Source organism: Pseudomonas lundensis (assembly GCF_001042985.1).
GTDB lineage: Bacteria > Pseudomonadota > Gammaproteobacteria > Pseudomonadales > Pseudomonadaceae > Aquipseudomonas > Aquipseudomonas lundensis.
Window position 1 is genome coordinate 163,918 of sequence record NZ_JYKY01000006.1, and the last position, 13,799, is coordinate 177,716.

The following is a 13,799-nucleotide window of genomic DNA, read 5'->3' on the forward strand; positions in this document are numbered from 1 at the left end:
AAACCAACCGCTCCTGTAACCCCCCTGAAACACATCGCCAGCGCCCGGTTTTAAAGGGCTCTGGCTTTTTTTGGGCAATGGAAAATCCGCTGCCGCCTGCTGTAATGAAAAAAGGATTCGGAGGAATTCTGTCGTCAAACATGCAGGATGCACCGAGTGATCACTGATAGATCAAGCCATCTATCCAGGACCCTGACATGAACCTGTTCAAACGCTCCATCACAGAGTTGATCGGCACTTTCTGGTTAGTCCTTGGCGGGTGTGGCAGCGCGGTACTCGCCGCTGCTTTCCCCGATGTCGGCATCGGATTGCTCGGCGTGGCGCTGGCATTTGGTCTGACAGTACTGACAATGGCCTTCGCCATCGGCCATATCTCCGGCTGCCACCTCAATCCCGCCGTATCCTTCGGGTTGTGGGTGGGCGGACGCTTCCCGGCCAGGGAGTTGCCCGCCTACATGGTGGCCCAGGTCATTGGCGGGATCATTGCGGCCAGCGTGCTGTACTTCATCGCCAGCGGCAAACCGGGTTTCGATCTGGCCGTCAGCGGGCTGGCCGCCAATGGCTATGGCGAACACTCACCAGGAGGCTATTCAATGATCGCCGGGCTGGTGTGCGAATTGGTCATGAGCACCATGTTTATCCTGATCATCATGGGCGCCACCGATAAACGCGCACCGCCCGGATTGGCCCCCATTGCCATTGGCCTGGCGCTCACGCTGATTCACCTGATCTCAATACCGGTGACCAACACGTCGGTCAATCCGGCCCGCAGCACCGGGCCGGCGCTGATCGTCGGCGGCTGGGCGATCCAACAGCTGTGGATGTTCTGGGTGGTGCCACTGGTGGGCGCGGCCATCGGCGGGCTGACCTATCGCTGGCTGGGCAAGACCGACAACTGAGGTGCAACACGGCGAGGCTCAGGCCTGCCGATAAGGCAGCGCCGACCTCGCTTGTTCCGCATACGCCAGCACGCCTTCGCGCTCGCGTTCCAGAAAATCGCTGACCGCAGCTTTCAGGCCCGGGTGCCGCAGGTAATGCCAGGAACGTGTGATGACCGGCTCAAAGCCGCGGATCAACTTGTGCTCACCCTGGGCCCCCGCATCGAAGCGCTCAATACCGTGGGCGAGGCGTACTCCATCCCCTGGTAAAAACACGTTTCGAAGTGCAGGCGATCGAACTCGGCCAGGCAGCCCCAGTAGCGGCCATACAGGCTGTCGCCTCCCAACAGACTGAACGCCATGGCCACCGGTGAAGCGCCCTGCTTGGCCAATACCACGCGAATGGCCTCGGGCATGCGCTCGGCCAACAGGCTGAAAAACGCGCGGGTCAAATACGGCGTCTGTCGACGCACGGCGTAGGTGTGCGCATAGCAGGCGTAGACAAAATCCCACTGCGCCTCGCTCACCTGACGACCTTCCAGCCACTCGAACGTGAAACCCTGCGCGGCGACCTGTTCGCGCTCCTTGCGCATTTGTTTGCGCTTGCGCGAGCTGAGCGTGTCGAGAAAGTCCTGAAAGTCGCGATACCCGCGGTTTTGCCAATGGAACTGGCAGCCCAGGCGTTGCAACCAGCCGGCTTGCTCCGCCAACGCGCTGTCTGCCAGCGCATCGGTAAAGTTGATGTGCGCACTGGACAACCCTTCGATCTCCAGATAGCCCGGCAACGCCGCCAGCAACTCACGCCCTTGCTCGGCGCTGGCAGCCAAAAGACGCGGGCCGCTCACGGGGCTGAAAGGCACGGCAGTCAACAGCTTGGGGTAGTACTCGATCCCCGCCCGTTCACAGGCGTTGGCCCATTCGTGATCGAACACGTACTCGCCATAGGAATGCCATTTGCGATAACTGGGCAATGCCGCCTGCAAAGTGCCGTGCGCGTAATGCAACAGGTGCTCGGGCTGCCAGCCGGACTGCGGGTTCAGGCTGCCACTGTCTTCAAGCGCGCTGAGAAAGGCATGACGCAAAAAAGGGTGGGACGTGGGGACCAGTGCATCCCATTCAGGGGCGCTGATAGCCGACAGACTGTCCAGACGATGTAACGGCATTGAGGGGCTCCGGCACGCGCTTCAGAGCGGCGATGGTATCACCCCGCCCGCCTTTGAAAACGCCCTTCGCCGCCTCATGCCCGGCAGCACCTGCACACAGCACGCGTGCCGGCGCGGCACTTCAGCCCACCGGAACGCCTGCCAACCGGGGGCTGGAGCGGTGTCACAGACTTGCTATCACCCTGCCACTTTTCTGTCATATCCAGCCGCGATACTGGCGCCGCTTCTTAGAGCGCGGGGTTATGAGTGGACGGCTGCCAACACGCCAATAACACACTCGCCCCGCACCCATTTTGAGCCCGAGAAGGGCCGTTTTTCCTGGGATGGTCATCGCCATCCCACCACTGGGAGATTCATATGCGTCTTGTATCTACACGGGTTGCGGCGGGACTATGTGGCGGCCTGGCGTTAGCCATGAGTATTCCGGCCAGCGCCGGGGTCGATGCCAAACTGCTGGAAATGCTCAAGGCAAACGGTTCCATCTCCCCTGGCCAATACGCCGAGTTGCAAACCGAACTCGCCAGTGAAAAACAGGCTCAGCAGGAAGCTGCCGCCCAACAGGTCAAAAAATCCGACCTCAGCGCGTTTGAACAAAAAGTGGCATGGGCCGCCAAGACCGAGTTCAAGGGTGACGTGCGGGTTCGCCATGAGAACATCAAGATCGACGGTGAGTCAGACGGCAAAAACAAGGACCGCCAGCGTATTCGTGCACGCCTGGGTGCCTACACCCAGATCAACCCGCAGGTGAACACCGGAATTCGTATCGCCACTGGCGGCGGCGACGATGCGCGTTCGACCAACCAGGACCTGGACAACTATTTCGACAAGAAACAGCTGTGGCTGGATCAGGCCTACATCGACTACCACCCGACCGCGGTCAAGGACCTGCACCTGATTGGCGGCAAGATGCCACAACCGTGGGTGAGCACCGGTGATGTGATCTGGGACAGCGACATCAACCCTGAAGGCGTGGCCGCTACCTACAAGCACAACCTGGGCAACAGCGGCGTCGAAATGTTCGGCAGCGCGGGTTACTACACCCTCAAGGACAACGTCGACGGCGAAGGCGTGCAGTTCCGCCACGACCTGAGCATGTATGCCGGTCAATTGGGCACACGCTTCGCACCGACCGACAGCCTCAAAGTGACCTTGGGCGGCAGCGTTTACGGCTACAAAAACGACGATGACAGCAAGTGCCCGACCACCGGCACCAAAACCACGCCGTGCGCCCTGGCCGTCAATGGCAACAGCACCAGCGAGTTCCGCCTGTATGAAGGTTTCGGCCAGGTCGACATCGCCAACCTGCCACTGCCGCTGTCGCTGTACGGCCAGTACGTGCACAACGCCGCCACCGACAGCGATCAGGACGATGCCTGGCTGGTGGGTTTCAAGAGCAAGCTGGACGCCTTCAGCCTGGACTACAACTACCGCGACGTTCAACGTAACGCCGTGGTCGGGGCATTCACTGACTCCGACTTTGCCAACGGCACGACTGGCTCGCGTGGCCATAAGGTCAAACTGGGTTACGAAATCGACAAGAACTTCGGTGTCGGCGTGACGTACTACCTGACCAAGGCCGACTACGCCACCACGACCCAGAAAGACGCGAACACCAACACCCTGCAACTGGACGTAGAAGCCAAGTTCTAATCCACGCTTGAATCAAAGAAAGGCGCCGTCGATCCCCTTCATCCGTCGACGGCGCCTTGTCTTTAGTCCCCTTTTTGGTGACGCGACCGCTCACGCACCATTCGCTCAACCGTCGCCTCAAGGTCCGCTGGCGGGGCCTGCGGCAAGTGTTTGAGGGTGGCATTGAGCAACCGCATTTGCTTGATGAACCGACGGCAGTTGGGGCAGAACAGCAAATGATGGCGCACCAGCAGCCGCTCACGAAAGGTCAACTGGCCATCCAGATAATCACTTGAACGGGCAACTTGCTGTTTGCAGGTCAACATTCACCGGTTTCCTCGAAATGCTCCACCGTCGCGAAGACTTTAAGCCGGGCACGATGTATCAGCACCCGGGCATTAGAGAGCGTTATCTGCAGAAGATTACAAATGTCTTCCAGCGCCAGCCCTTCGCGCTCGCGCAACACCAGCACACTGTTTTGCAACTGCGGCAGGCTGAGCAAGGTGTGCTCAAGGCACTCACGCAGTTCGTCCTCCGTCAACAAGGCTTCCGGGGTGTCCTGATGCCAGGCAAAAGGCGCCAACAGCCAATGGCCATCACTGGAGAAACGGTCATCGTCAACACTGCCGTGGGGCGATGGCAGGTCATCGAGCAACACTTCGCGCCGATTCTGTTTGTAGCGATTTTTAGCCGCGTTGGCCGTGATCGTCAGCAACCAGGTTTTCAGGCTGGATCGACCTTCGAACCCGTCCAGATTGCGCACCACCGACAACCAGGCGTCTTGCACCGCTTCGTCTGCATGACGACTGCCGACAATCGCGTACGCCACGGCACGCATGGCACTTTGATAGGTGCTGACCAGCTCGCGAAACGCCCGGTCATCACCCGCCAGCAGGCGGGCGAGTAATTCAGACTCAGCCATCAGGCCTCACATCATCAGGGCCGCTGCCCTATCTGGACAACGACCCTGCAAGGGGATTAACGCTTGCGCAGAATCACGCTACCGATGGAGTAACCCGCACCGAACGAACTGAGAATGGCCAGCGCGCCGTTGGGCAAGTCATCCTGGTACTTATGGAACGCAATCACCGATCCCGCCGAACTGGTGTTGGCGTAGGTATCCAGAATCACCGGCGCTTCTTCGACCGAGGCTTCACGGCCCAGCAGGCGCTTGACGATCAGGTGGTTCATGCTGAGGTTGGCCTGGTGCAGCCAGAAGCGCTTCACGTCGGCCACGTCCAACTGGTTTTCTTCGAGGTGCTGCCCGATCAGCTCGGCCACCATCGGGCACACGTCACGGAACACTTTGCGCCCTTCCTGCACGAACAACTTGTCCGGGCTGTCGGCAGGTTCGTCCGAAGCACGGTTCAGGAAGCCGAAATTATTGCGGATGTTGTTCGAAAAGGTTGTCAGCAATTTGCTGCTGACGATATCGAACTGATGCGCCGAAGTCGCCAGGTCAGCGCGCTCGATCACCACGGCCGTCGCCGCATCACCAAAGATGAAATGGCTGTCACGGTCCCGGAAGTTCAGGTGGCCGGTGCACACTTCGGGGCTGATCAGCAGCACGGCGCGGGCCTGGCCCAACTGCACGCTGTTGCTGGCGGTCTGGATGCCGAAGGTCGCGGACGAGCAGGCGACGTTCATGTCAAAACCAAAACCCTGAATGCCCAGTGCGTGTTGCACCTCGATGGCAATGGCCGGGTACGGGCGTTGCAGGTTGGAGCACGCCACGATCACGCCGTCGATATCGGCTGCGGTTTTGCCTGCGCGCTCCAGCGCCTGCTGTGCCGCGCCGACCGCCATTTCGCAGAGCACCGACATTTCGTCGTTGGAACGCTCCGGGAGACGCGGGCGCATGCGCTGCGGGTCAAGGATGCCGTCCTTGTCCATCACAAAACGGCTTTTGATGCCGGAGGCTTTTTCGATAAAGGCCGCGCTGGATTCGGCCAGAGGCTGAATCTCACCGGCCTCGATGGCAGCCGCGTGTTCGGCGTTGAACTGTTGCACATAGGTATTGAAAGACTGCACCAGCTCTTCGTTGGAGATGCTGTTGGCCGGGGTATACAGGCCGGTGCCGCTGATGACGACGTTATGCACGGTCGTTCCTCTGTTCTGTTCAAGCAGAAAATATTGGCACTTGCGTACCAAATCATAAAAGGACTCACCCCGGACAAACGGGGGGTGAAGTGCCTTGGATCACATACGTGTCTGGACTTAATAGCCGCGAAGTTTGCCATAAAAGGCAACATTTGCGTTATCGCCGCATCGACGGCCGGAGGCGCGTGTCACGCCTCCACCTGGCTCCACTGTTTGCTCAGGCGCTTGTCAGAAATCGGCACCTTGGTGCCCAGTTGCTGGCCGAACAGCGACACCCGGTATTCTTCCAGCCACCAGCGGTACAGCTCCAGTTGCGGATCGCGCTTGCCTTCTTGCGCATGCTTGGTGGCGCGGGCCTGATACTGCGCCCACAGCCCACTCAATTCGCCGCTCCACACCCGATCTTTTTGCACCTGGCCCGGCAGTTTCTCCAGGCGCAGTTCAATGGCCTTGAGGTAACGCGGCAGCTCCTTGAGCCACATCGCGGGGGTTTCCCGGACAAATCCGGGGTACACCAAATGGCTCAGTTGCTGCTTGATGTCATTCAACGCCACGGCCTGGGCCAGGTCGATCTTGCCTTTGAAGCGCTTTTGCAGACCGTGCCACAGCTTGAGGATGTCCAGCGTCAGTTTCGCCAGTTTCTCGGCGTGTTCCGTCCAGCCGGCGCGCTTGCGTTCGGCCAGTGAAGCCAGCCCGGCGCCATCACGGGGCAGCACGGCCTCGCCTTCAAGAATGCAACTGTCGAGGCTGGCCAGCAGAATATCTTCGACCAGACTTTCAACCCGTCCCAGCTCGCGGTACAGCAAGCCCAGTTCGGTCAGCCCCGGCAATTTGCCCCGCAGGAACTTCGCAGGTTCGGCCAACTGCTGCATCAGCAAGCGCTGCAAGGCGCGACGGTGCTGGTATTCGGCCTCGGCCGGGGTCGAGAATCGACCTTCCTTGACCGTATTGCCCTCTTCGACCAGCGCCGGGTACACCGTCATCGACAAACCGGCAATCTTTTGCTGGGTTTTCTCCGCCACCGGGGCAAAGCCCCTGGCCTGCACCGGCTGTTGGCTTTCGGCGCTCTGCGGCACAGCCAGAGCGGCTTGGCTGGCTTCAGCAAAACGCGCGGTCAGCTCGGCCAGATCGCGGCCTTCGCCAAGGAACTTGCCATGGGCGTCGACGATTTCCAGGTTCATCCGCAGATGACTGTCGACCTGCTGCGCCGCCTCGGCCCACGCCTCATCACTGACCCGCACGCCTGTCATGCGCAACAGTTCACGCCCCAGCGCCTGGGGCAACGAACCCTGACCAAACGCCATACGCTGCAACGCAGCCTTGACGAAGTCCGGCACCGGCACGAAGTTTTTGCGCAATGCCTTGGGCAGGCTGCGCACTAGCGCGATGCACTTGGCCTCGATCATCCCCGGCACCAGCCACTCCAGGCGCTCGGGCGGCAGCACGGGCAACAGCGGCGCGGGCACTTTGACCGTCACGCCGTCACGGGGGTGGTTCGGCTCAAAGTGATAACTGAGCGCCAGCGTCAAATCCCCCAGACGCAATGTGTCCGGGTAATGCTGGGCGGTGATTTCAGTGGCCTCGCGGGCCAGCACGTCTTCTTCGCGCATGATCAACAGCTGCGGGTCTTTCTGACTGTTGACCCGGTACCAGCTGTCGAAAGTCGCGGTCTGATGAATCTCGGCGGGCAGGCGCGCATCGTAGAACGCAAACAGGGTCTCTTCGTCCGCCAGAATGTCACGGCGCCGGGCCTTGGCTTCCAGCTCGTCGAGCTGCTCCAGCAAGCGGGCGTTGGCCGCCAGGCACTTGGCCCGCGACTGGATTTCACCGCGCACCAACCCTTCGCGGATAAACAGCTCGCGGGACAACACCGGGTCAATCGGCCCGTAATGCACAGGGCGACGGCCTACCACGATCAAACCGAACAGCGTGATTTGCTCGAAAGCCACCACTTGCCCGCGTTTTTTCTCCCAGTGCGGCTCGAAGTAATTCTTTTTGACCAGATGCCCGGCCAGCGGCTCGATCCAGTCCGGCTCGATCTTGGCCACCATGCGCGCATACAGCTTGGTGGTTTCCACCAGCTCGGCGGTCATCAGCCATTGCGGGCGCTTTTTGCCCAACCCCGAAGACGGGTGAATCCAGAACCGACGCTGACGCGCGCCCAGGTAATCACCTTCTTCGGACTTCTGCCCGATCTGGCTGAGCAACCCCGACAACACGGCCTTGTGCAGCTTGGGGTAATCCGCCGGTTCTTTATTGACCGACAGTTGCAGGTCACGGCAGATCAAGCTCAGTTGACGGTGAGAATCGCGCCACTCGCGCAAGCGCAGGTAGTTCAGGAAATTCTTGCGGCACCAGTTGCGCAGCGGGCTGGCGGTCAGCGCCTGGCGCTGCTCTTCAAACCCGCGCCACACATTGATCAGCGCGGCAAAGTCCGAGTCCACATCCTTCCATTGCGCGTGGGCCTGATCGGCCGCCTGCTGGCGCTCCGGCGGACGCTCGCGCGGGTCTTGCACCGACATCGCACTGGCCACGATCAACACTTCCTGCAAGCTGCCGAGCTTGGCCGCTTCAAGCAGCATGCGCCCCATGCGTGGGTCGACCGGCAGGCGCGCCAGTTGGCGGCCCAGCGGCGTCAGCTGGTTTTCGCGGTTGACGGCGGACAGCTCCTGCAACAGGTTGAAGCCGTCCGTAATGGCTTTGCCGTCTGGCGGCTCGATGAACGGGAACGCCGTAATTTCCCCCAGACGCAGGTGCAACATTTGCAGGATGACGGCCGCAAGGTTGGTACGCAGAATCTCGGGATCGGTAAATTCCGGGCGCCCGTTGAAGTCTTCTTCGGCGTACAACCGCACGCAGATACCCGGCTCAACCCGCCCGCAGCGGCCCTTGCGCTGATTGGCGCTGGCCTGGGAAATGGCTTCGATCGGCAAACGCTGGACCTTGGCCCGGTAGCTGTAGCGGCTGATACGTGCGGTGCCGCTGTCAATCACATAACGAATGCCCGGCACCGTCAGGGAGGTTTCTGCGACGTTGGTCGCCAAGACCACACGGCGTCCGGGGTGCGACTGGAAGATCCGCTGCTGCTCGGCCGGTGACAGTCGTGCATACAACGGCAGGATTTCGGTGTGTTTGAGCTGGGCCTTGCGCAACATGTCGGCGGCATCGCGGATTTCGCGCTCGCCGGGCAAAAACACCAGCACGTCGCCGGGGCTCTTGCGCTCATGGCGCTCGTGGGCGGCAATTTCGTCCAGCGTCGCAATGATCGCCTGATCGACGCTCAAATCCTCTTCGACGCTGTTGCCCTCCTCGTCCTGCTCGGCGGTCAACGGGCGATACCAGGTCTCGACCGGGAACGTGCGGCCCGAGACTTCCACAATCGGCGCATCGTTGAAGTGTTTGGAGAAACGCTCCAAATCGATGGTGGCCGAGGTAATGATGACCTTGAGGTCCGGACGCCGGGGCAGCAGGATTTTCAGGTAACCCAGCAAAAAGTCGATGTTCAGGCTGCGTTCGTGGGCTTCGTCGACGATGATCGTGTCGTAGCGTTCGAGGAAGCGGTCGTGCTGGGTTTCGGCCAACAAAATCCCGTCGGTCATCAACTTGATCAGCGTGTTGGAATCGCTTTGATCCTCAAACCGCACCTGATAGCCGACCAATGCGCCCAACGGCGTCCCCAGTTCCTCGGCCACGCGACTGGCCACGCTGCGCGCGGCGATACGCCGGGGCTGCGTATGGCCAATCAAACCGTGCTGACCGCGCCCGATCTCCAGGCAGATTTTCGGCAGCTGGGTGGTTTTGCCCGAACCGGTTTCACCGGCCAGAATCAGCACCTGATGCTTGAGCAGCGCGGCCTTGATCTCATCGCGCTTGGCGGCGATCGGCAAGTGTTCGTCATAGCGAATCAACGGCACACTGGCCGCCCGCGCCGTCACCTGCGCGCACGACGCCTCGACCCGCGCCACCCAGGCCGCCAGCTTGGCGTCGTCCGGTTTTTTGCGCAGCTCATGCAACTGCCGACGCAGCGTGTGGCGGTCGGCAATCATGGCGTGATCGAGGTTTTTCAACAGCTTGTCGATAGCAGGCGATTCGTCAGTCATCAGGTGCGTAACAGTCTTGGTAAAGGCAGGGGGCGGATTGTCGCAGATTTAGGGGCCCAAGCACGAATCTGTAGCACGACGACGCTCAATTGCGCGTATCCGGGAGGTGTCAAGAAACGCCTCCCCTGTGCAGCATCATCCCCGCCGCCGATAAGGAAACACATCGATCACCTTGCCCGACGCGATGGAGGCTTGCAGGCCTTTCCAGTAATCGGCGTCGTAGATTTCACCGTGCAGCTCGTCGAACAAACGGCGCTGGCTGGCATCGGCGAACAGGAACGGCGGAAATTCTTCGGGGAACACGTCCAGCGGACCGATGGAGTACCACGGCTCGCTGGCCATTTCGTCTTCCGGGGTGCGCGGCTGGGGGATGTGGCGGAAGTTGGCTTCGGTCAGAAAGCAGATTTCGTCATAGTCGTAGAACACCACGCGGCCATGGCGGGTGACGCCAAAGTTTTTCAACAGCATGTCGCCGGGGAAGATGTTGGCCGCCGCCAGTTGTTTGATCGCCAACCCATAGTCGTCCAGGGCTTCGCGGATTTGCGCAGGGTTGGCGTTTTCCAGGTACAGGTTGAGCGGGGTCATGCGCCGCTCGGTCCAACAGTGGCGAATCAGTACCGTGTCGCCTTCCACCTCGACCGTGGACGGCGCCACGTCCAGCAGCTCGGCCAGGCACTCGGGCTCGAACTGGCTTAACGGGAAACGGAAATCCGCAAATTCCTGGGTGTCGGCCATGCGCCCGACCCGATCCACGCTTTTGACCAGCCGGTATTTTTCAATGACCGTGGCCCGGTTGACGTTTTTGGAGGGTGAAAACGTGTCCTTGATCAGTTTGAACACGGTGTTGAAGCCCGGCAGGGTGAACACGGTCATGACCATGCCGCGCACGCCGGGGGCCATGATGAAGCGGTCATCCGTGGTGGCCAGATGGTTGATGAGAGCGCGGTAGAACTCGGACTTCCCGTGTTTGTAAAAACCGATGGAGGTGTAGAGCTCGGCGATGTGCTTGCCCGGCAGGATGCGTTTGAGAAAGCCGACAAACTCGGCGGGCACTGGTACATCGACCATGAAGTACGAACGGGTGAAGGAGAAAATGATCGACACTTCGGCTTCGTCGGTGATCAAAGCGTCTATCTGAATGCCCCGTCCTTCGCGGTGCAGCAGCGGGATCACCAGCGGCCATTGCTCGTCACGGGTGTAGAGGCGCCCTACCAGATAGGCCCCCTTGTTGCGGTACAACACCGAGCCAAACAGTTCGATGCTCATGTCCGGGTCTTTGCACACCCAGTCGGGCAGGCTTTCACGCAGGTGTGCTTCCAGCCTGCGCACGTCCCCCGGTAAATCGGCGTACGCCTCACTGAACGCGTAGTCGCTGAAGATCTGCGTGAGCGTGAGGCTTAACTGCCCGGCGGGGCGATACGTGCGGGTTTGTGCGGCCCGCGGCTCACGCAAGGCCGGGCGCGTGGTGTGAATGAACATGCAGTCGTCGCTGATCAGGTCGTGGCTGAACAGGCTGCAAAACGTCGAGTTGTACCAGGTCTCGGCCAGCTCATCGTCCAGCCGCGGATCAATCAGGCGGATGTACGCGTGCTTGACCAAGGGCCACTGGCTGGCATCCAGCAAACCCTGTTCAGCGAACGCCGATTGCAACCGCTGGCGGACCTGACTGACTTTTTGCTCATAGAGGTTGATCCGTGCGGCGGAAGCCTCCTGCGCGTCCTGCCACAGCGCGCCTTCAAACCGGGCGCGGGCGCCGTCGGTGATTTGCCGAAAGTGCTCACGGTAATCATCGAAGCCATCGAGAATCAGTGTTGCGATGGCGTCGGCCGGCCAGGTACGGGGCATGGGGAAAACCTCTGCACGAACGTCGTGGATGTTGTTATGCGCCTGAGCTTAGAGGCCAATTGTTACCGGACGCAACCATTGCCTTGCGCGCAGCATCCCCTACACTGCCCGCCACAAAACCTGTAAGGAAACATCCGTGAGACTTGTCGATATCGTGCGCATGCTGTCGCTGGCAGGCATTTGGGGCGCCAGCTTTTTATTTATGCGGATCATCGCACCGGTTCTCGGCTCCATCCCTACTGCTTTCTTTCGTGTGTCCATCGCGGCCACCGGATTGTTGGTGATGCTGACGATGATGCGTGTCAGCTGGAATTTCGGCGGCAAATTCAAAGTGGTGCTGATCCTCGGAGTCATTAACTCAGGCATACCGGCCACGTTGTATTCCGTGGCGGCCCAGGTGCTGCCTGCCGGGTATTCAGCCATTTTCAACGCCACCACGCCACTGATGGGCGTGCTGATTGGCGGCCTGTTTTTCAGTGAAAAACTCACGCCGACCAAAATGGCAGGGGTGTTTTTGGGCCTGTTGGGGGTGGGCATTCTGACCCGGGCAGGGCCTGTCGCGTTTGACATGGACTTGCTGATGGGCGCCCTCGCCTGCTTGCTGGCCACCACTTGCTACGGCTTCGCTGGCTTTTTGGCGCGCCGCTGGCTGGATCAGCAAGGTGGGCTGGACCCGCGTCTCTCGGCGCTGGGCAGCATGCTCGGGGCCACGCTGTTTCTGCTGCCGCTGTTTGCGGGCAGCCTGATCCATCAGCCACCCGCCAGTTGGGGTGGTACAAGCGTGTGGTTGTCGCTGCTGGGGTTGGGCCTGTTGTGCACAGCGTTTGCGTACATTTTGTACTTCCGCCTGCTGACCAGTATCGGTCCGGTCAAGTCCATGACCGTGACCTTTATGATCCCGCCGTTTGGCGTGCTGTGGGGCGCACTGTTTCTGGACGAGCCGCTCTCGATGGCGCACGTGTATGGCGGGCTGTTGATCGCCGTGGCGCTGTGGCTGGTGCTCAGGCCCGGACGGCCTTGATACCGTGACTCAAGCAAGCTGCGAAGAAGGCCGCATTGCCCCTTCGCAGCCCGGCTCAGCGGTTACGCGGTTTTACGGAACACGAACATCAGGCCCACGATGATCATGGCCATGCCCAGCAGGCTCAACGCCGCGAGGGTATTGCCGAAAATCAGGTAGTCCATCACGGCTGTGACGGCAGGCACCAGGTAAAACAGGCTGGTGACATTGACCAGGTTGCCCCGCGCAATCATCCGGTACAGCAACAAGGTGGCCAGCACCGAGACCACCAGCCCCATCCACAACACCGGAATTACAAAGCCTGCGCTGTACTGGACGTTAAAGGGTTGAAACGGCACGAACACCGCGCACACCACCAGCCCGGCAAGGTACTGCAATGGCAAGGTGCCCAACGGGTTATGGGTGATGCGCTTTTGCATCAGGGTGCCGAACGTCATGCTCCCCAGCGCCAGCACCGCGAACAGCATGCCTTGCCATGACATGCCCGCCAGCCCGATGCCCTGGTACACCACCAGAATCAGCCCGGCCAACCCCAGAAACAGCCCCAGCAGTCGGCTCCAGCAAAGGCGCCGCTCCAGGATCACAGCGGTCAGAATCGGCTGGACGCCCATGACCGTGGCCATGACGCCCGGCGTGATGTGAAGCGACAGCGCCAGCATGTAAAAAATCTGATAGGCGCCCAGCAAGACCGCCCCGGTGGCCAATGCATACCGCACCGCCCGGGCCCCGCGCGGCCGCTGGAGTTTGAGCAAGGGGATCAACAGCACCAGCGCCAGTAACGCGATGGCAAAGCGGATCAATAGAAACGCAAAGGGCGACGCGTGGGCCAAGCCCCATTTGGAGAAAATCGCGCCGCTGCTCCACAGCAACACAAACACACACGTGGAGGCAGCCGCCAGCGCGGCATCTTTTGAGATCGAATACATGAGTTACACCTGTCATCAGGCAAAAAAGGCCACTCAGCCAAGGCTGAAGTTCAGTGGTTTTTCAGACGGGTACGGGCAGCCGAAGGCTCGGCTCAGCCCGTCACAACACCCGGTGGCGATACGACGACGTACACCAC

At 60.6% G+C, this 13,799-nt stretch carries 9 protein-coding genes and 1 pseudogene; 3 read left to right on the forward strand and 7 right to left on the reverse strand.

The features are described 5' to 3' along the window. Positions 1-197: 197 nt before the first annotated feature. A complete protein-coding gene (gene aqpZ / locus TU74_RS07425) occupies positions 198-899 on the forward strand; it encodes an aquaporin Z (protein ID WP_048375794.1) in 702 nt (233 codons plus the stop codon). 18 nt (positions 900-917) lie between these two features. On the opposite strand, the pseudogene TU74_RS07430 reads toward aqpZ, so the two are convergent. Beyond that, positions 918-2,041, reverse strand: a pseudogene (locus TU74_RS07430) (GNAT family N-acetyltransferase). 357 nt (positions 2,042-2,398) lie between these two features. On the opposite strand from TU74_RS07430, the gene TU74_RS07435 reads away from it, so the two are divergent. Then, complete coding sequence (locus TU74_RS07435) at positions 2,399-3,691, forward strand: putative porin (RefSeq protein WP_047276100.1); 1,293 nt, start codon at positions 2,399-2,401, stop codon at positions 3,689-3,691. A 62-nt stretch (positions 3,692-3,753) separates the two neighbouring features. Here the strand turns inward: TU74_RS07435 and TU74_RS07440 are convergent, their stop codons facing one another. The 5 genes from TU74_RS07440 to aceK all read right to left on the reverse strand — a co-directional run bounded on the left by TU74_RS07440 (position 3,754) and on the right by aceK (position 11,715). Then, complete coding sequence (locus TU74_RS07440) at positions 3,754-3,996, reverse strand: anti-sigma factor family protein (RefSeq protein ID WP_047294616.1); 243 nt, start codon at positions 3,994-3,996, stop codon at positions 3,754-3,756. After that, positions 3,990-4,592, reverse strand: coding sequence for an RNA polymerase sigma factor (locus tag TU74_RS07445; protein WP_047294618.1), 603 nt, complete (start codon positions 4,590-4,592; stop codon positions 3,990-3,992). Before TU74_RS07445 ends, TU74_RS07440 begins: the two co-directional genes overlap by 7 nt. Before the next feature lie 56 nt (positions 4,593-4,648). After that, positions 4,649-5,770: a beta-ketoacyl-ACP synthase III gene (locus TU74_RS07450; RefSeq protein WP_047276080.1), complete on the reverse strand. Its 1,122-nt coding sequence runs from the start codon at positions 5,768-5,770 to the stop codon at positions 4,649-4,651. Positions 5,771-5,958: 188 nt separating this feature from the next. Beyond that, positions 5,959-9,870: an ATP-dependent RNA helicase HrpA gene (hrpA, locus tag TU74_RS07455; protein ID WP_048375795.1), complete on the reverse strand. Its 3,912-nt coding sequence runs from the start codon at positions 9,868-9,870 to the stop codon at positions 5,959-5,961. Positions 9,871-10,005: 135 nt separating this feature from the next. Continuing rightward, complete coding sequence (aceK, locus tag TU74_RS07460; protein WP_048375796.1) at positions 10,006-11,715, reverse strand: bifunctional isocitrate dehydrogenase kinase/phosphatase; 1,710 nt, start codon at positions 11,713-11,715, stop codon at positions 10,006-10,008. A gap of 136 nt (positions 11,716-11,851) precedes the next feature. Between aceK and TU74_RS07465 the strand changes: the two genes are divergently transcribed. Then, complete coding sequence (locus tag TU74_RS07465; protein ID WP_048375797.1) at positions 11,852-12,736, forward strand: DMT family transporter; 885 nt, start codon at positions 11,852-11,854, stop codon at positions 12,734-12,736. A gap of 62 nt (positions 12,737-12,798) precedes the next feature. Here TU74_RS07465 and TU74_RS07470 read toward each other — a convergent pair whose 3' ends face one another. Further along, positions 12,799-13,662, reverse strand: coding sequence for a DMT family transporter (locus TU74_RS07470; RefSeq protein ID WP_047280904.1), 864 nt, complete (start codon positions 13,660-13,662; stop codon positions 12,799-12,801). Between the last annotated feature and the right edge of the window lie 137 nt (positions 13,663-13,799).